This is a genomic window from Nocardioides proteolyticus, assembly GCF_051280635.3.
GTDB lineage: Bacteria > Actinomycetota > Actinomycetes > Propionibacteriales > Nocardioidaceae > Nocardioides.
The window spans coordinates 137,642-154,792 of the sequence record NZ_JBNBPO030000004.1 but is presented as its reverse complement, the minus strand read 5'-3'; the positions used below and the strand labels follow the sequence as shown (position 1 = coordinate 154,792).

15 protein-coding genes are annotated in these 17,151 nt (G+C 72.3%); 9 read left to right on the top strand and 6 right to left on the bottom strand.

All coding sequences use genetic code 11. The annotated features are described in order from the left end of the window. Positions 1 to 18: 18 nt before the first annotated feature. Genes ACPOLA_RS04045 through ACPOLA_RS04035 form a run of 3 tightly spaced genes read right to left on the bottom strand, consistent with a single transcriptional unit; the run spans position 19 to position 1,672 of the window. On the bottom strand, positions 19 to 609 hold the full coding sequence (locus ACPOLA_RS04045) for a sugar O-acetyltransferase (protein WP_435769109.1): 591 nt from the start codon (positions 607 to 609) through the stop codon (positions 19 to 21). Then, the gene (locus tag ACPOLA_RS04040) at positions 606 to 1,133 is read right to left on the bottom strand and encodes a PGPGW domain-containing protein (RefSeq protein ID WP_435769108.1); all 528 of its coding nucleotides are present in this window, start codon (positions 1,131 to 1,133) and stop codon (positions 606 to 608) included. The genes ACPOLA_RS04045 and ACPOLA_RS04040 overlap by 4 nt, the downstream gene beginning before the upstream one ends. Beyond that, positions 1,130 to 1,672, bottom strand: a complete 543-nt coding sequence (locus tag ACPOLA_RS04035) for a nuclear transport factor 2 family protein (protein ID WP_435769107.1) — start codon at positions 1,670 to 1,672, stop codon at positions 1,130 to 1,132. The genes ACPOLA_RS04040 and ACPOLA_RS04035 overlap by 4 nt, the downstream gene beginning before the upstream one ends. A gap of 48 nt (positions 1,673 to 1,720) precedes the next feature. Here ACPOLA_RS04035 and ACPOLA_RS04030 point away from each other — a divergent pair, with 48 nt between their 5' ends. Then, positions 1,721 to 3,298 carry an adenylate/guanylate cyclase domain-containing protein gene (locus ACPOLA_RS04030; RefSeq protein WP_435769106.1) on the top strand — a complete coding sequence of 526 codons (1,578 nt, stop codon included), beginning with the start codon at positions 1,721 to 1,723 and terminating at the stop codon, positions 3,296 to 3,298. 261 nt (positions 3,299 to 3,559) lie between these two features. On the opposite strand, the gene ACPOLA_RS04025 is transcribed toward ACPOLA_RS04030, so the two are convergent. After that, positions 3,560 to 5,383 (bottom strand): phosphoenolpyruvate carboxykinase (GTP), encoded by a 1,824-nt coding sequence (locus tag ACPOLA_RS04025; RefSeq protein WP_435769105.1) that lies wholly within the window; start codon positions 5,381 to 5,383, stop codon positions 3,560 to 3,562. A 288-nt stretch (positions 5,384 to 5,671) separates the two neighbouring features. On the opposite strand from ACPOLA_RS04025, the gene ACPOLA_RS04020 reads away from it, so the two are divergent. The 3 genes from ACPOLA_RS04020 to ACPOLA_RS04010 all read left to right on the top strand — a co-directional run bounded on the left by ACPOLA_RS04020 (position 5,672) and on the right by ACPOLA_RS04010 (position 10,277). Beyond that, on the top strand, positions 5,672 to 6,568 hold the full coding sequence (locus tag ACPOLA_RS04020; RefSeq protein ID WP_435769104.1) for a hypothetical protein: 897 nt from the start codon (positions 5,672 to 5,674) through the stop codon (positions 6,566 to 6,568). 287 nt (positions 6,569 to 6,855) lie between these two features. Further along, the gene (locus tag ACPOLA_RS04015) at positions 6,856 to 8,169 is read left to right on the top strand and encodes a sensor domain-containing phosphodiesterase (RefSeq protein ID WP_435769103.1); all 1,314 of its coding nucleotides are present in this window, start codon (positions 6,856 to 6,858) and stop codon (positions 8,167 to 8,169) included. Continuing rightward, positions 8,166 to 10,277 (top strand): sensor domain-containing diguanylate cyclase, encoded by a 2,112-nt coding sequence (locus ACPOLA_RS04010; RefSeq protein WP_435769102.1) that lies wholly within the window; start codon positions 8,166 to 8,168, stop codon positions 10,275 to 10,277. The genes ACPOLA_RS04015 and ACPOLA_RS04010 overlap by 4 nt, the downstream gene beginning before the upstream one ends. A gap of 7 nt (positions 10,278 to 10,284) precedes the next feature. Here the strand turns inward: ACPOLA_RS04010 and ACPOLA_RS04005 are convergent, their stop codons facing one another. After that, the gene (locus ACPOLA_RS04005; protein WP_435769101.1) at positions 10,285 to 10,800 is read right to left on the bottom strand and encodes an Lrp/AsnC family transcriptional regulator; all 516 of its coding nucleotides are present in this window, start codon (positions 10,798 to 10,800) and stop codon (positions 10,285 to 10,287) included. A 149-nt stretch (positions 10,801 to 10,949) separates the two neighbouring features. Here ACPOLA_RS04005 and hppD point away from each other — a divergent pair, with 149 nt between their 5' ends. From hppD to ACPOLA_RS03980, 5 genes are read left to right on the top strand one after another with little or no spacing between them, the layout of a single operon-like run. Then, positions 10,950 to 12,155 carry a 4-hydroxyphenylpyruvate dioxygenase gene (gene hppD / locus ACPOLA_RS04000; protein ID WP_435769100.1) on the top strand — a complete coding sequence of 402 codons (1,206 nt, stop codon included), beginning with the start codon at positions 10,950 to 10,952 and terminating at the stop codon, positions 12,153 to 12,155. A gap of 42 nt (positions 12,156 to 12,197) precedes the next feature. Continuing rightward, a complete protein-coding gene (locus ACPOLA_RS03995; RefSeq protein ID WP_435769099.1) occupies positions 12,198 to 13,448 on the top strand; it encodes a homogentisate 1,2-dioxygenase in 1,251 nt (416 codons plus the stop codon). After that, the gene (locus ACPOLA_RS03990; RefSeq protein ID WP_435769098.1) at positions 13,445 to 14,329 is read left to right on the top strand and encodes a hypothetical protein; all 885 of its coding nucleotides are present in this window, start codon (positions 13,445 to 13,447) and stop codon (positions 14,327 to 14,329) included. Before ACPOLA_RS03995 ends, ACPOLA_RS03990 begins: the two co-directional genes overlap by 4 nt. Next, complete coding sequence (gene fahA / locus ACPOLA_RS03985) at positions 14,326 to 15,525, top strand: fumarylacetoacetase (RefSeq protein ID WP_435769097.1); 1,200 nt, start codon at positions 14,326 to 14,328, stop codon at positions 15,523 to 15,525. The genes ACPOLA_RS03990 and fahA overlap by 4 nt, the downstream gene beginning before the upstream one ends. Continuing rightward, positions 15,525 to 16,781, top strand: a complete 1,257-nt coding sequence (locus tag ACPOLA_RS03980) for a Glu/Leu/Phe/Val dehydrogenase dimerization domain-containing protein (protein ID WP_435769125.1) — start codon at positions 15,525 to 15,527, stop codon at positions 16,779 to 16,781. Before fahA ends, ACPOLA_RS03980 begins: the two co-directional genes overlap by 1 nt. Positions 16,782 to 16,820: 39 nt before the next feature. Here the strand turns inward: ACPOLA_RS03980 and ACPOLA_RS03975 are convergent, their stop codons facing one another. Next, a complete protein-coding gene (locus ACPOLA_RS03975) occupies positions 16,821 to 17,150 on the bottom strand; it encodes a YidH family protein (protein WP_435769096.1) in 330 nt (109 codons plus the stop codon). Position 17,151 lies beyond the last annotated feature (1 nt).

The following is a 17,151-nucleotide window of genomic DNA, read 5'->3' as shown; positions in this document are numbered from 1 at the left end:
GGGGTCGGGCGGGCCGGTTCAGCCGTCGAGCTGTCGGACGACCCGCGCGGGGTTGCCGACGGCGACGACGTCGGCGGGCAGGTCCTTGGTGACGACGGCGCCCGCGCCGACCACGGTGTTGTCGCCGATCGTGACCCCGGCGAGCACGATCGCGCCGCCGCCGAGCCACACGTTGTCGCCGATCGTGATCGGCGCGCCCGCCTCCCACTTGTCGCGGCGCGGTCCGGGCTCGACCGGGTGGGTCGGCGTGAGCAGCTGCACGTTGGGTCCGATCTGCACGTCGTCGCCGATCGTGATCGGGGCGACGTCGAGGGCGACCAGGCCGTAGTTGGCGAAGGTGCGGGCGCCGATCCGGATGTGGGCGCCGTAGTCGACGAAGAACGGCGGCCGGATGTCGGTGTCCTCGCCGATCGCGCCGAGCAGGTCGCGCAGCAGCCGGCGGCGCTCGGTGCGGTCGCGGGCGGAGCTGGCGTTGTAGGCGGCCATCAGGTCGGTGGCTCGCAGGTGCCCCTCGATCAGCTCCGGGTCGTCGGCGAGGTAGAGCTCGCCCGCGAGCATCCGCTCCCGCATGGACCGTCCGTCGTCCGGGCCCGTCGTGCTCGTGGTCAACGCTCCTCCTCCTGGTCGTGGCGGCGCCGGCGGCGCTCGAGCGCCTCCTGCACCTCCTCGTCGGCCTCCTCGATCGCGCCCGCGAGCTCGGCGAGCGCCTCCGGCCTCCCGTGGAAACGACGGTAGGAGTAGACCAGGAGCGCGAGGGCGATCACCGACGAGATCAGCAGGGTGACGCCGGTCCAGACTCCGCCGAACAGCCACCAGCGGTCGGCCACCGGCCACCACGACGGCACGTCGGGCCGGACGATCCACACGACGCCGAAGACGCCGATGCCCAGGGCGAAGACGGTGGACATGATGATCCGCGGCCAGGTCTCCACGCCCTCGGCGGCACCGCGGAGCGCCCGCAGCTGCACCGGCTCCAGCCAGCGCTCGGCCCAGGTGTACTGCTGGGACAGCACCGCGAGCCCGGCGAACAGCAGGATCAGGCCCGGACCGGGGAGCACCATCGCGGCGAGCCCCGCGACGAGCAGCACCCAGCCGAGGATCTCGAGGGCCAGGCGCTTGGCCGTGCTCGTCACGCCTGCTCGGCCCGTCGCCGGGAGCCGCCGGCACCGGCCGGGGCGAACCGCTCGAGCCAGGCGAGCACGTCCTCGTCGGCGTTGCCGTGCTCGGCCGCGATCCGCGCCCAGGTCAGGGCCATGGCGTGGAAGCGCAACGGGTTGTAGACGTCCTCCTCGCACGAGAAGAGGCCGTCGCCGGCGTACGTCATGATCGTGATGTTGGGCTCCTCGAGCATGGTTCCGTCACCGGGGTCGGGCATGGGGTTGCGGACCTCGCAGACGAGGCGGGCCTCGTCGGCGTCGACCACCTGCCAGGAGAGCGGGAAGCCGGTCATCACCCGGCCCGGGTACGACGTCATCGTGCGCACCGACCACGCCCGGATCTCCTCGCGCCCCCGGAACGTCCCCATCGCGTGCTCGACGTAAACCGCGTCGGGGGTGAACAGGTCGGCGTACCCGGTCCAGTCCCCGGTCTCGACGAACGTCGCCACCTCGGCGTGGAAGGCGGCGTAGGCATCGGTGATCTCCTCCGCGGAGAAGGTGCGCGGCCCGGTCATGACGCGATCCAATCAGGTCATCCCACATCCGGCACTACGCTTCCCAACATGCCGCGCCGACCACCGTCCCGTCGGCGGGGCCCGTTCGGGTCCCGGCTGCTGGGCCCTCGCGACCAGGGACCCCGGCAACTGCGGATCCGCATCCAGGTGCTGCTCACCGGCATGCTCGTCACCACCAACCTGGTCGGCGCGCTGGTGGTCTTCGTCATCAACACCTGGGCGGTCCCCTCCCCCGCGCCCAACGGCGCGATGATGCTGGCCCTCGCCATCGCCATCCCCACCTACGTGTTCCTCGCGATCGTGGTCGGCGCGATCTGGGGTACGACGCTGTCGCTGCGTGCCCTGCGCTGGGCCACCCAGCCCGACGCCGACCCCGACCGCACCCAGCGGGCGCAGGCCCTGCGCGTGCCGCTGGCCCTCACCGCCGCCCAGTTCTCGATCTGGATGGGCGGCGTCGTCCTCTTCACGGTGCTGACGATCGTGCTGCAGCCCTCCCGGGCGGTGGGCACCGGCCTCACCGTCGGGATCGGTGCGGTCGTGGTCGCCGGCGTGTCCTACCTGCTGACCGAGTTCACGCTGCGACCGATCGCCGCCCGCGCCCTGGAGGACACCCACCTCACCCGCCGCATCCGCGGCGTGGGCGTCGGCCCGCGGATGGTGATCTTCTGGGTGCTTGGCACCGCCGCCCCGGTCGTCGGCCTGCTGGTCGCGTCGATCCTCGCGCTGCTACCCGGGTCCGACGCCACGCTGGGGCAGCTCGCGACGGTCACCATCGTCGTCTGCGGCATCGTGCTCAGCTTCGGCCTGCTGCTGACCGACCTCAACGCGCGCTCGGTCGTCGCGCCGCTGCTCTCGGTCCGCGACGCCATGCAGCAGGTCGCCGCCGGCGACCTCGACGCGGAGGTGGTGGTCTACGACGGCACCGAGCTCGGCCAGCTCCAGCGCGGGTTCAACGAGATGGTCGAGGGCCTGCGCGAGCGGGAGCTGATCCGCGACCTCTTCGGTCGCCACGTCGGCCAGGAGGTCGCGGCGGCCGCCGCGGCGCTCGGCGCGGGCGAGATCGAGCTCGGCGGCGAGACCCGGGAGTGCACCGTGTTGTTCGTGGACCTCGTCGGGTCGACCCGCTACGCCACCGAGCACTCCCCGACCGAGGTCGTCGGCGTGCTGAACCGGTTCTTCGGCGTGGTCGTCGACGAGGTCGACCGCCACCACGGGCTCGTCAACAAGTTCATCGGCGACGCGGTCCTGGCGATCTTCGGCGCACCGGTCGAGCTCGACGACCACGCCAGCGCCGGGCTGCGCGCGGCCCGCGCGATGGCGGCCCGGCTGGCCGACGAGGTGCCCGAGGTCGGTGCCGGCATCGGCGTCGCCACCGGCCACGTCGTCGCGGGCAACGTCGGTCACGAGCAGCGCTTCGAGTACACCGTCATCGGCGACGCGGTGAACTCCGCGTCCCGGCTGACCGACCTCGCCAAGGATGTGCCCAGCTGCGTGCTCGCGTCCTGGGACTCGGTGGAGTGCGCCCGCGCCGCCGGGTCGGGCGAGGCCGAGCGCTGGCGGGAGCACGGCACCGCGATGCTCCGGGGGCGGGGGGAGGAGACGCGGCTCGCCGTACCGGACGTGTAGGCCGGGGTCGGGCGCGAGCCGGACCGGGCTTGTAACTCGGTGTTCGGGCACGCGCCGTACCGGGCTTGTAACTCGGTGTTCGGTCCTCCACCACGGTGTTCGGGCATCTACCACGGTCTTGTGACCGGTCACAGCGCCGAGGTAGAGGACCGAACACCGAGTTACAAGCGAGCTCGCCCGCGCCGCACCCGCCCCCGAAACCCGCGACGGCCCGCACCGGAGCGGTGCGGGCCGTCGAGCGGCGGGGCTGTTGCCTGGTGGCTACTGCCGGTCGAGGGCCTCCGCGACCCGGCGGTGGGCGGCCCAGATCTCCTCGGGCAGGCCGTCGAACTGGGCGAGGTGCTTCTCGCGGTGGCCCATCTCCTGCTGCCAGCGCTCCACGTCGATGGCGAGCACGCGGTCGAGGTCGGCGAGCGCCTGCTCGTCGAGGCCGTCGAGCAGCAGCTCGTCCTTCTGCGGCAGCACGCCCACCGCGGTCTCCACGCCGGAGACCTCGCCGGCCTTGTACTGCATCAGCCACACCAGCGGGCGCAGGTTCTCGCGGTAGCCCGGCCACAGGAAGCGGCCGTCCTCCCCGCGCTGGAACCAGTTCACGTGGGCGAAGATCGGCTTCTCGGTCGCCCGGCCGATGACCTCCAGCCAGTGCGCGGCGTAGTCGGCCTCCGCGTAGGACATGAACGGCCGCATCGACATCGGGTCGTAGCGCAGCACGCCCTCGAGGCCGTCGGCGGCGGCGGTCGCCTCGGCACCGAGGGTGAGGCCGTCGTACACGCCCTCGGCCACGTCGTTGATCGCCCGGATCAGCGGCTCACGGTCGCGGGTGCGGCCACCGAAGATGATGCCGTGGATCTCGACGCCGGCCGGGTCCTCGAAGTCCTTCGCGACGTTGGGCACGTTGGCCAGCGTCGTGGTGAACCGGCTGTTGGGGTGGGCCCACGGCGCGTCGGCGTCCTCCGGCGCGCGGTCGGCGATCCGCTCGCCCTTCCAGTCCAGCCAGCCGTCGAGGTCGGTGGGCTTCGGGCCGCGGCCCTCCCACCACACCTCCTGGGTCTTCTCGTTGTAGGCGACGTTGGTGAAGATCGCCCCGGTGCCCGGCACGATCGAGTCGATCGCGGTGGGGTTGGTCTTCTCGTTGGTGTCCTTGGCGACACCGAAGACGCCGTACTCCGGGTTCATCCCGTAGAGCTTGCCGTCCTCGCCGACCCACAGCCACGCGATGTCGTCGCCGTAGAACTCGACGTAGTAGCGGTCGCCCAGCGCGTCGGGCGCCAGCGTCATCGCGAGGTTGGTCTTGCCGGACGCCGAGGGGAAGCCGCCACAGATGTTGTACTTCTTGCCGGTCTGCTTGTCGGTGATCCCGAGCAGCATGAACTGCTCCACGAGGAAGCCGTTCTTCCAGCCGTCGTAGGAGCCCTGGCGCAGGCCGTGGGCGATCTTGCCGAGCAGCGCGTTGCCGCCGTACGACGAGCCGAAGTGCAGGATCGTGCGCTCGTCGGCGACCGTCACGAAGTAGCGCTTGTCGTCGGGGGTGCCCTGGCCCAGGTTCTCCAGGTCGCCGGTGACGTGCACCGCCTTGACGAAGGAGTCACCGAGGTCGTTGATGTACTCCACGCCGACGCGGGCCATGCGGATCATCTGGAGGACCACGTTGCGGTTGTCGGTCAGCTCGACACCCGCGGCGAACTTCTCCAGCGGCGATCCCTTCGGCGCCATCAGGTAGGGGATGACGTACATCGTCTTGCCCGCGGAGGCGCCGGTCATCAGCTCGACGAGCTTCGGCTTCATCTCCGAGGCGGGGCGCCAGTTGTTGTAGACGCCCTTGTCGCGCTCGTCGTTGGTCGCCACGATCGTGCGCTCCTCGGCACGAGCGGTGTCCTTGAAGTAGCTGCGCGAGTAATAGAGGCCCTCACCGGCGGGAAGGAGCTCCCCCGCGTCGAGCGACTCCTGGACCAACCGTGCGTCGTCCGCCGCGGACACGACCTCGATCCGGTCGGCGCCGGTGATCCCGGCCCAGTGCGCGACGTACTCCCGAACGTGGGGGTTCGTGAGGCCTGCCTCGTCGAGCGCCCGCTCCACATCCACCATGCTTCTCGCCAGCCTTTCGGTCCTTGTCAAGGTGTGGGCACGCTACCCCACAGCACACCCGGGTCGACCCGGGGTGCGAATCGCCCGATCCATGGACATCGTCGTCCGCTCGGGGGTCACCATGGCACCGGGACGCGTACGACGCACATCCGGCGTGGGCAACGCCACACGCCCGCCCGGATTGGATCGATCAAGAGCCCCGCGCGGTCTCCTCGAGCCCTCCCGGGGTTCAATGGCGCGGGCCCGGGGTAGGAGCCGCTCCACCCGGCCCGCGACCAAGGAGCACCGATGAGCTACCCGCCCCCACCGCCCTCGGGACAGCCGTGGCCGGGACCGCCGGCGTCACCTCCGCCGTCCGGCCCTCCGGGTTGGGGACCGCCGCCCGGCCCTCCCGGTCTCCCTCCCCAGGGGCCGCCACCCGGACCGCCGTACGGCGGACCGCCCTACGGGGGCCCGCCCAGCGGCGGCCCACCGCGGCGCAACGTCGGCCTCGTCGTCGCCCTGGTCGGGCTCGCGGTCGTGGTGCTGTCGGCGCTCGGCGTGGGCGCCTTCTTCCTGGTGAGCGCCGCCGACGAGGACGACGACCGGCGCGCCGGCGACGGGCCGAGCAGCACCAGCACCTCCGCACCCACCGGCCCGACCAGCCCGACCAGTCCGACCGGCCCGCCGAGCTCCACCAGCCCGCCCCACACGCCGTACACGCCGTCGGACGACACCGGCGACGACATCCACGGCGACGTGAAGAGGTCCGACTTCCCCGGCGACTGGGACTTCAAGCTCGGCGACGTCGAGCACAAGGCGCGCCTGGTGTCGTCCCGCGACCACGACTCGTGCGCACCCGTCGAGGCGGGCAACGCGCTGAGCCGGCAGCGGTGCGAGTACGCCGTGCAGTGGACCTACACCTCGCTGCAGGGCAAGGTGCGGCTGACGCACGTGTTCCTCGTCTTCGACACCGAGCGGCACGCGAAGGCGGCCCAGAAGAAGCTCGACGACAAGCAGCTCGACCTCCCGCCGGGCAGCACCTGGCCCTCCTTCGTGCAGGGCAAGTGGAACTCCAGCGTCTACGGCAACATCGTGGGCGTGACCATCGGCACCTCGAAGACCCAGGTCCGGGAGAAGCGGCTCACGTCCCTGGTCAACTACATGAACACCGACTACCGGCTGGCGCTGACCTTCAAGCTGTGAGCCGGCCTTCGAGCCGTGACCGGGTCGGGACCTTGTCCTGATTTCCGGTCTTTGCCGGCCGATCCGGTGACAGCGGCCGGACCGGTCTGGCAGTCTTCCTCTTGCCGCCGCAGGTGACCCGAGACGCCTGCGGCGGCTTCCATTTTTCCGCCGGGCCGGCACGCTGCGAGGGCCGGGCGACCGGAGGGACGTTGGTCCCCACATCTCCGGCCGAACAGCCGTAGGCCGGCCGCGAGCCCGGCAGACACACTCGACGCATCCTTCCCCGCTCCGACGTCTGGACCCGCATGAACGGCACCGGCTCCTGGGCCCCGCACGGCCCCCTGGACGCGTACGAGCACGACCGGTTGGAGTCGCTGCGCTCCTACGGGCTGCTCGACACCCCGCCGGATCCCGTGTTCGACGACCTCGCCCGGATGGCCGCCACGTTGTGCGACGCACCGATCGCCGCCGTCGCCCTGCTCGACGCGGACCGCCTGTGGCTGAAGGCGCGGTACGGCACGACGGTCCAGGAAGGACCACGGGCGGGGAGCTTCTGCAGCACCGTGGTCGGGCGGCGGGAGCCGCTGGTCGTCGAGGACACGGCCGCCGACAGCCGCTGGGCCCGAACCGTCGAGGCGGGCATCCGGTCGCACGCCGGGGTGCCGCTGATCGGTCGCGACGGCCTCCCGCTGGGAGCGCTGGTCGTGGCCGACACCGTGCCGCGGCCGTTCCCCGCCGAGATGCTCGACTGGCTGCGCCGGGTCGCCCGGCAGGTGATCGCCCAGATGGAGCTGCAGCGCGCCGACCACCGCGCCGGCCTGACGCCCGGCTTCGAGACCAGCGACGTCCTCGACCCGCAGCGGGTTCGGGCGGCGATCGACGCCAGCGAGTTCGTGCCGTGGCTGCAGCCGGTGATCGACGTGCGCACCGGTGCCATGTGCGGAGCCGAGGCGCTGGTGCGTTGGATCCACCCCGACCGCGGGGTGATCTCGCCGGCTCAGTTCGTGCCGATGCTCGAGGCGACGGGACTCATGCTGCCCGTGGGCCGCCAGGTCCTGCGCGGGTCGTTGCGGGCGCTGCGCGCGCTCTACGATGGCGGCGCCGTCCGCCCTCCGTTCGGCGTTTCGGTCAACGTGTCCGCGATGCAGGCGGTGCAGCCCGGCTTCGCGCGCACCGTCTTCGAGGCCCTCGAGGACACCGGCGTGGCACCCGACCTACTCACCCTCGAGCTCACCGAGACCGGCGGACCGACTCCGGTCGCCGCCATCCGGCGCGAGCTGGAGGAGCTGCGGGACGGCGGCGTCAAGCTGGACGCCGACGACTTCGGCACCGGGCACTCCACCCTCCAGCGGATCCTCGAGCTGCCCCTGACCGGCGTGAAGCTCGACCTCAGCATCATCCAGCAGATCACCGTGGACCCGCGGATCACCCGACTGGTGCGGTGGATGATCTACGCCGGTCACGACCTCGGGCTGGAGATCGTCGCCGAGGGCGTGGAGACGACGGGCCAGTGGGACCTGCTGCGGGCGATCGGCTGCGACCGCGCCCAGGGCTACCTCTTCGGCCGGCCTGTGGCGCAGGCCGAGTTCCCCGCCAGCCCGGCCGCGGTGGCCGGATGAGCGTGCGTCCGGCGGTCCGCCGTGCGGAGGCAGGCGCGACCGAAAGGCGTCGGTCGGCCCTCGCGGCACACGCCCTCGCCACCGCGAGCCTCGTCCTCGGCGCCGTGATCCTCGCCGTCTACGTCCCCCTGGTGGGCGGCCCGGCCGACGGCCCGGTCTACCTCGCGGGAGCCGCTTACGGCACCCTCCTGTCGTGCCTCGGCGCCCTCCTCCAGCCCGCCGGCCGACGGCGCGCGTGGTGGGCCCTGGCGGTCGCGCAGGCGTTCTTCCTCGTCGGTGACGTCCTCTACGTCTCGATCGAGCGGCGGTACGGCGAGGTCCCGCACCCCTCCCTCGCCGACCCGGCCTACCTCGCCTGCTACCCGGCGCTGGCGCTCGGGATGCTGTGGCTGGTGCGCTCCCGGCAGCGGGGCAGCGACCGCTCGGCGTACCTCGACGCCTCGATCCTCGCCACCGCGCTCACCGCCGCGGGCACGCTCTTCTTCGTCAGCCCGGCCGCGGCCTCGGGCGGTCACACCATGCTCGAGGAGACGGTCGCCGCCGCCTACCCGGCCGGCGACCTCCTGGTGCTGGCCCTGGTGGTGCGGCTGCTGACCACCGGCATGGTCCGCAACGTCTCGCTGTGGGCGCTGATCGGCGGCCTGGCCGCCATGCTGGTCGCGGACCTCGGCTACGTCAGCGGCGTGCTGGCGGAGACGGCCTACGCAGGGTGGGTCGACCCCGTCTACGTCGCCTCCTACGTGCTCGTGGGGTACGCCGCCGTGCACCCCTCGGCCACCGCCCTGACGGAGCCCGCGACCCGGACCTCCGGTCACATCGGCACCGGGCGGGTCGTCTGGCTCGGGGTGGCGCTGGTGCTGACCCCGATCTCGGGCTTCGTCGCTGCTCACCTCGACGGCACCGTGCACCGGGGGTCGCTGACCCTGCTGATCGGCGGCTGTCTCACCGCCCTCTTCGTGGTGCTGCGCATCGCCGACCTCCTGCAGCAGCTGCAGCAGAAGGCGGTGCAGCTGGCCGCGCTGGCGCGCAAGGACGGCCTGACGGGCGTGGCCAACCGCCGCACCTGGGACCACGAGCTCTCGCGGGCCTGCGCGTTCGCCCGCGACCACGAGACGCCACTGACCGCTGCCGTGCTCGACATGGACCACTTCAAGCGGTTCAACGACGCTCACGGCCACGCGATGGGCGACCTGGTCCTCAAGGAGACGACCGCCGCGTGGGCGCAGATCGTGGAGGGGCGCGGCTTCCTGGCCCGGTACGGCGGCGAGGAGTTCACCGTGCTGCTGCCCGGTCTGGCCGTGGCGGAGGCCGAGGCGCTGCTGGACCGGATGCGGCGGGCGGTCAGCCACGGGCAGACCTGCTCCATCGGCATGGCGTCGTGGCACGACGGCGACGACCCGGCTGCGCTCGTCGCGCGCGCCGACCAGGCGCTCTACCAAGCGAAGCGCTCAGGCCGGAACCGGATCGTCGTCCACGACGGCGCCGCCGCTATCCCGGTGGTCGCCACCGCGACGCCGGACCCGGAGCCGACCGCGCCGTCGGCGCACTACCTCCCCGTGGTCGAGCTGTCGACGGGGAGGCGGCTCGCCCTCAAGGCGACGACGCCGCCGGACGCACCGGGCATCCGGAGGGCGCTGAGCGGTTGGGACGGCGGCGGCGTGCTGACGCTGCCGGTGCCGCTCGGGGCACTCACCGATCCGGAGGTGCAGGCGGCCCTGCCCGCCGACCTGTCCGGCATCGTCCTCGACCTCGTGGTCACCGAGGGGGTCGGCCTGGACGCGGCGACGGTGACCGCGCTCGACGAGCTCAGGGCCCGTGGCGCGTCCGTGGCGCTCGACGACCACGGCACCGGCCGGGCCGCCATGCATCGCCTCGTCAACCTGCGGCCCGACCTGCTCCGGCTCGACATGGCGGCGCTGCGCAACGGCAACCCGGTGATCGTCGAGGCACTGCTCGCCGCAGCGGTCCTCTTCGCCCGGCACACCAGCGCGACCGTGGTCGCCGGCGGCATCGAGTCGGAGGAGGAGCGCCAGCAGCTGATCCGTGCCGGCGTCCAGATCGGCCACGGACCCGCCGTGCTCGGCGCGGGCCGGCTCACCGCAGCCTGAGGGCGGCTCAGCCCCGCCGGTAGGCGGGTGCCCGGCTGCTCGGCGCCGCCTCGGCACTCGCCAGCAGGGGCAGCACCCGCGGCTCGACGAGGACGGAGAGCACCATCACGCTCGTGGAGCGCACCACCGAGGGCGACTTGTCGATCCGCACCAGCGTCGCCTGGAGCTCCGGGTGCGACTGGGTGGCCACACGGCACAGCACGTCGAAGGAGCCGGTCGTCACGTAGGCCTCGAGCACCTGCGGGATCGCGGTCAGGTCGCGGGACACCTCGTCGAGCGCCCCCTGCGAGATCTCCAGCGTGACGAACGCCTGGACCGGGAAGCCGGCCGCGGCCACGTCGACGGTCGGGTCCCAGTCGGCGATCACGCCGGCCTCCTGGAGCCTCCGCAGCCGGCTCTGCACGGTCGCCCGCGCGACGCTGGTGACGCGCGACAGCTCGAGGTCTCCGGCCCGGGGGTGCTCGGTGAGCGCCTCGAGCAGGGCGATGTCCAGCCGGTCGATCCGCAGGGGATTGTGCTCCACGTCACCAGACTAGGCGATCTGACCAGCTGCGATGCGGTCGAACAGGCCGGATCCGTCGGTCTGCCTACCTCCGGGTGCGCATCTTGTCACCCTGCGCCTCGACGGAGCAGGGTGCACCCAGCCCGGTTCGTGCACCGAAAGGACCCGCGTTGTCCCTCCAGGAGACCCTGACCAGCGAGGAGCGGCTGGCCGAGCTCGACCTCGACAGCCTCAAGCAGCTCGTCGGCCTCGTCGAGTACGACGACAGCAGCGACCCCTTCCCCGTCACCGGCTGGGACGCCGCCGTGTGGGCCGTCGGCAACGCGACCCAGTCGGCCCACTTCTTCCAGTCGGCGTTCGGCATGGAGCTGATCGCCTACTCCGGCCCGGAGACCGGCAACCGCGACCACGTCGCCTACGTCCTCAAGAGCGGCGCGGTGCGCTTCGTCGTCAAGGGCGGCGTCGACCCCGCGAGCCCGCTCATCGAGCACCACCGCCGGCACGGCGACGGCATCGTCGACATCGCCCTCGAGGTGCCCGACGTCGACCGCTGCATCGAGCACGCGCGGGCGCAGGGCGCCACCGTGCTGGAGGAGCCGCACGACGTCAGCGACGAGCACGGCACCGTCCGCACCGGCGCGATCGCCGCCTACGGCGAGACGCGGCACACCCTCGTCGACCGGTCGCGGTACGACGGCCCCTACCTGCCCGGCTACGTGGCGCGCCGGTCGTCGTACCGGAAGCGGGAGGGGGCCCCGAAGCGACTGTTCCAGGCCCTCGACCACATCGTCGGCAACGTCGAGCTGGGCCGGATGGACGAGTGGGTCGACTTCTACCGGCGGGTCATGGGGTTCACCAACATGGCCGAGTTCATCGGCGACGACATCGCCACCGACTACTCCGCGCTGATGTCGAAGGTCGTGGCCAACGGCAACCACCGGGTGAAGTTCCCGCTCAACGAGCCGGCCCTCGGCAAGCGCAAGTCGCAGATCGACGAGTACCTCGAGTTCTACGGCGGTCCCGGCGCGCAGCACCTCGCCCTCGCGACCAACGACATCCTGCAGACCGTCGACGCGCTCCGTGACGAGGGCATCGAGTTCCTCGACACTCCCGACTCCTACTACGAGGACCCCGAGCTGCGCGCGCGGATCGGCGAGGTCCGGGTGCCGATCGAGGAGCTGCAGAAGCGGCGCATCCTCGTCGACCGCGACGAGGACGGGTACCTGCTGCAGATCTTCACCAAGCCGATCGGCGACCGCCCGACGGTCTTCTTCGAGTTCATCGAGCGCCACGGCTCCCTCGGCTTCGGCAAGGGCAACTTCAAGGCCCTCTTCGAGGCCATCGAGCGGGAGCAGGAGCGGCGCGGCAACGTCTAGGTCTCGGCAGGTCCGATCAGCCCGACCACCGGAGGAACCGTCATGGCCCACTACCAGCGCATCGGCGAGGTGCCGCCGAAGCGGCACACACAGTTCCGCGACGACCGGGGCAACCTGCGCTACGAGGAGCTGATGGGCGAGGAGGGGTTCAGCTCCGACTCCTCGCTGCTCTACCACCGGCACCTGCCGTCGGCGGTGCTCGAGGCGCGCCCGTGGGACCTCGGCGACCTCGGCACGACGGCCAACCACCCGCTGGTGCCGCGGCACCTGCGGCTCCACGAGCTGTTCGCCGGCCCGGACGAGATGGCGTGGAAGGCGTACGACGCCGTGACCGGCCGTCGGCTGGTGCTCGGCAACGCCGACGTGCGGATCAGCTACGTCGTCTGCGGCGAGCCCTCGCCGCTGTACCGCAACGCGATCGGCGACGAGTGCGTCTACGTCGAGTCCGGCACCGCCACGGTGGAGACGGTGTTCGGCGACCTCTCCGTGGGGCAGGGCGACTACGTGGTGCTGCCGCGCGCCACCACCCACCGCTGGGTGCCGGGCGAGCTGCCGCTGCGGCTCTACGCGATCGAGGCGAACAGCCACATCGGCCCGCCCAAGCGCTACCTGTCCCGCTACGGCCAGCTCCTCGAGCACGCGCCGTACTGCGAGCGCGACCTCCGCGCGCCCACCGCGCCCCACCTGGCCGGCGAGCAGGACGGGGACGACACGACGGACGGGGTGGAGGTGCTGATCAAGCACCGCGGTCCCGGGCCGGGCGGCATCGCGGGGACCGTGCACGTCCTGCCGCACCACCCGTTCGACGTCGTCGGCTGGGACGGCTGCCTGTATCCCTACGCGTTCAACATCGCAGACTTCGAGCCGATCACCGGGCGGGTGCACCAACCGCCGCCCGTGCACCAGGTCTTCGAGGGGCACAACTTCGTCATCTGCAACTTCGTGCCGCGCAAGGTGGACTACCACCCCCTGTCGATCCCGGTGCCCTACTACCACTCCAACGTCGACTCCGACGAGGTGATGTTCTACTGCGGCGGCGACTACGAGGCGCGCAAGGGCTCGGGCATCGGCCAGGGCTCGATCAGCCTGCACCCGGGCGGCTACCCGCACGGCCCGCAGCCGGGCGCCTACGAGAAGTCGATCGGCGTGGAGTTCTTCGACGAGCTCGCGGTCATGGTCGACACCTTCCGGCCCCTCGAGCTCGGCGAGGCCGGACGCGCCGCGGACGACGGCGAGTACGTCTACACCTGGTCCCGCGGCGCGCACCGACCCACCCCTCAGGAGGACGCATGAGGACCACGATGGCCGCTCCGCCGGTGTTCGCCCGACTGTGCGACGATGCCGCGATCTTCCCGCCGGGCAACCTGCCGCTGGCGCAGGCGGTGCCCGCACACCTCGCCCACCGCGCCGGCAGCCACAGCGACCTGGTCGGCCCGCTCGTCGTCGCTCTGAAGAACCTCCCGGCGCTCGCGGACGTCGTCGCGGCCCTGCCCGAGGTCCCGGCCGGCGACCTCGACCTCTCCGTGGTGCTTCCCTCCCCCGCCCACGTCGGCGAGGCGATGCGCGGGGTGGACGCCGTTACCGGCGCCGCTCTCGTCGCCCTCGAGGTGGTGGTCCCCGCCGGCCTGCACTCCGCAGCCGTGGTGCCCATGCTGACCGAGGCGCTCGGCCGCGACCCCGGGGCCGCGGCCGGCGTCGCGGTGTACGTCGAGGTGCCGCGCGACGCGCGACGCGACGAGCTGTTCGCCGAGCTCGCCGGGTCGCCGTACCTCGCGAAGCTGCGCACGGGCGGCGTGCACGCCGACCTCTACCCCGACGAGGCCGAGCTCGCCGAGGCCGTCGTCTCCGCGGTCCGGCTCGGCGTGCCGTTCAAGGCGACCGCCGGGCTCCACCACGCCGTGCGCAACACCGACCCGGTCACCGGCTTCGAGCAGCACGGGTTCCTGAACCTCCTCGTCGCCACCGACGCGGCGCTGGGCGGCGCCGACGTCGACGAGGTGGCCGGCGTGCTGGCCGAGCGCGACGGGACGGTGCTGGCCGCGCGCGCGGCCACCCTGCCGCCGCGGGCACGGGAGACGTTCCGCTCGTTCGGCACCTGCGTGATCTCCGAGCCTGTCACCGAGCTGGCCGATCTCGGCCTGCTCGACCGGGCGCTGCTGAGGGACCTGCGATGACCCGGCTCACCGTCGACGCGGACTCGCTCTTCGGCCCGGCCAACCTGCCCTACGGCGTCTACTCGGTGCCGGGCAGCGCTCCCCGGGGCTGCACCAGGTACGGCGACCAGGTGGTCGACCTGGCGCTGCTCCTCGGCGACGACGTGTTCGCGCAGCCGACTCTCAACGCGTTCCTGGCCGAGGGTCACGGGCGCTGGGTGGAGGTCCGGCAGCGGCTGGCCGAGGCGCTGCGCGGCGACGTACCGGACGCGGCCGTGCACCCGGTGGGCGCGGTGACGATGCACCTGCCGTTCGAGGTCGCCGACTTCGTCGACTTCTACGCCTCCGAGCACCACGCGGCGAACCTCGGCCGGCTGTTCCGGCCCGACAACCCCGAGCCGCTGCTGCCGAACTGGAGGCACCTTCCGGTCGGCTACCACGGCCGCTCGGCGTCGGTGGTCGTCTCGGGCACCGACGTGGTGCGGCCCGCGGGCCAGCGCAAGGGCCCTAATGACGAGGCCCCGGTCTTCGGGCCATCCACCCGGCTCGACATCGAGGCCGAGCTGGGCTTCGTGGTCGGCACCGGCAACCCCCTCGGCGAGCCGATCCACGTCACCGAGGCCGACCGCCACATCTTCGGCGTCGTGCTGTTCAACGACTGGTCGGCCCGCGACATCCAGGCCTGGGAGTACGTCCCGCTCGGCCCGAACCTCAGCAAGTCGTTCGCGTCCACGATCTCGCCCTGGGTGGTGCCGCTGCTGGCGCTCGACGCGGCCCGGGTGCCGACCCCGCGACAGCACCCGCCCGTGCTGCCGTACCTCTCGCTCGACGAGCCGTGGGGGCTCGACATCGACGTCGAGGTGGAGTGGAACGGCGAGGTGGTCAGCCGGCCGCCGTACGCCGCCATGTACTGGTCTCCCGCGCAGATGCTCGCCCACCTCACGGTCAACGGGGCACCGACCCGGCCCGGCGACCTGTTCGCCTCCGGCACCATCTCCGGCCCGGAGCGCGACCAGCGCGGTGCGTTCATCGAGCTCACCTGGGGCGGGTCGGAGCCGGTGACCGTCGCGGGAGCGCAGCGCACGTTCCTGGAGGACGGCGACGAGGTGGTCCTGCGGGCGACCGCGCCGGGGGCCGACGGCAGCCGGATCGGCTTCGGCGAGGCGCGCGGCCGGATCTCGGCATCGAAGTGGACGACGGAGAGGGGAGACGCGTGATGGGCGAGTCGGTGAAGGGGCTGTTGGGCAGGTACGAGTCCCAGCCCCCAGAGATCGTCTTCGAGTGGCACGACTCCGAGACGTCCGCGAAGGGCTGGGCCGTGATCAACTCCCTGCGCGGCGGGGCCGCCGGTGGCGGGACCCGGATGCGCCGGAATCTGGACCGCGCCGAGGTGGAGGCGCTGGCGAAGACGATGGAGGTCAAGTTCACCGTCTCCGGTCCCGCGATCGGCGGCGCCAAGTCCGGGATCGACTTCGACCCGACCGACCCGCGCCGCGACGGCGTCCTCGCCCGCTGGTTCAAGGCCGTGACGCCGCTGTTGAAGGCCTACTACGGCACGGGCGGCGACCTCAACGTCGACGAGGTGCTCGACGTGATCCCGATGACCGAGCGGTACGGCCTGTGGCACCCGCAGGAGGGCATCGTCAACGGCCACTTCGCCGCCGACGAGCGGGACCTGGTGCACCGGGTGGGCCTGCTGCGGGCCGGCGTCTCGAAGGTCGTGGAGGACCGCCGCTACACCCCCGACCCGGACGCGAAGTACACGATCGCCGACCTCGCGACCGGGTGGGGCGTGGCCGAGTCCGTGGTGCAGTTCCACGACATCTACGGCCACGGCGGATCCGCGGGTCGCGGGGTCGAGGACAAGCGGGTCATCGTGCAGGGCTGGGGCAACGTGGGCTCCGCGGCGGCGTACTACCTCGCGCAGGCCGGTGCCCGCCTGGTCGGCATCATCGACGGCGAGGGCGGCCTGATGAACCCCGACGGGTTCAGCATGGACGAGGTGCACGAGCTCTTCGTCGGCAAGGAGGCCGGCTGCGTGCGGGCGCCGGGTAAGCTGCCGTTCGACCAGGTCGACGACGCGATCTGGGACATGGGCGCCGAGATCTTCCTGCCCTGCGCGGCTTCCCGCCTGGTGACCGCCGAGCACGTCAAGCGGCTGGTCTCCGGCGGCCTGGAGCTGATCTCCTCCGGCGCGAACGTGCCGTTCGCCGACCCGGAGATCTTCTACGGCCCCACCTACGAGTTCGCCGACCACCACGTCGCGGTGATCCCCGACTTCATCGCCAACAGCGGGATGGCGCGCACCCTCGCGATGCTGATGGAGGGCGGGGCCGAGGTCTCCGACGCGGCGATCCTCGGTGACGTCTCCGAGACGATCCGCACCGCCCTCCGGCAGTGCCACGACCGGTCGCCCCACCCGACCCTGATCGCCGCGACGGCGCTGGAGATCGCGCTCGCCGAGCTGGTCTGAGGCTGCGTCACCCCGTCACACCGTCACCCCGTCACGCCGTCACGCCGAGACGACCGTCAGCACGACGACGGCGACGGCCACCAGCGCCACCGCCATGGCGAGGGCGGCGTGCGCGCGCGGAGTCGGCGCGGGTCGGCCCTCGGCGATGGCGCTCTCGACCGCACGCCAGCGGTGCCAGGCCAGGAAGGCGCTGACGCCGCCGGTGGCCGCCAGCACCGCCGCGAGCACCCGGACCGCGCCGTCCGGCCACGGCAGGTCGATGGCGACCAGCGCCGCGGCGGCGGCCAGCAGGCCGAGCGCGGTGCGGATCCAGGCGAGGAACGTGCGCTCGTTGGCCAGCGAGAACCGCGGGTCGGTGCCGTCGCTCATC

Excerpts from the sequence above, each read along its gene's own strand:
- ACPOLA_RS04035 (WP_435769107.1), bottom strand. The coding sequence starts at position 1,672 with ATGACCGGGCCGCGCACCTTCTCCGCGGAGGAGATCACCGATGCCTAC.
- ACPOLA_RS04030 (WP_435769106.1), top strand. The coding sequence starts at position 1,721 with ATGCCGCGCCGACCACCGTCCCGTCGGCGGGGCCCGTTCGGGTCCCGG.
- ACPOLA_RS04025 (WP_435769105.1), bottom strand. The coding sequence starts at position 5,383 with ATGGTGGATGTGGAGCGGGCGCTCGACGAGGCAGGCCTCACGAACCCC.
- ACPOLA_RS04020 (WP_435769104.1), top strand. The coding sequence starts at position 5,672 with ATGAGCTACCCGCCCCCACCGCCCTCGGGACAGCCGTGGCCGGGACCG.
- ACPOLA_RS04015 (WP_435769103.1), top strand. The coding sequence starts at position 6,856 with ATGAACGGCACCGGCTCCTGGGCCCCGCACGGCCCCCTGGACGCGTAC.
- ACPOLA_RS04010 (WP_435769102.1), top strand. The coding sequence starts at position 8,166 with ATGAGCGTGCGTCCGGCGGTCCGCCGTGCGGAGGCAGGCGCGACCGAA.
- ACPOLA_RS03995 (WP_435769099.1), top strand. The coding sequence starts at position 12,198 with ATGGCCCACTACCAGCGCATCGGCGAGGTGCCGCCGAAGCGGCACACA.
- ACPOLA_RS03990 (WP_435769098.1), top strand. The coding sequence starts at position 13,445 with ATGAGGACCACGATGGCCGCTCCGCCGGTGTTCGCCCGACTGTGCGAC.
- fahA (WP_435769097.1), top strand. The coding sequence starts at position 14,326 with ATGACCCGGCTCACCGTCGACGCGGACTCGCTCTTCGGCCCGGCCAAC.
- ACPOLA_RS03980 (WP_435769125.1), top strand. The coding sequence starts at position 15,525 with ATGGGCGAGTCGGTGAAGGGGCTGTTGGGCAGGTACGAGTCCCAGCCC.
- ACPOLA_RS03975 (WP_435769096.1), bottom strand. The coding sequence starts at position 17,150 with ATGAGCGACGGCACCGACCCGCGGTTCTCGCTGGCCAACGAGCGCACG.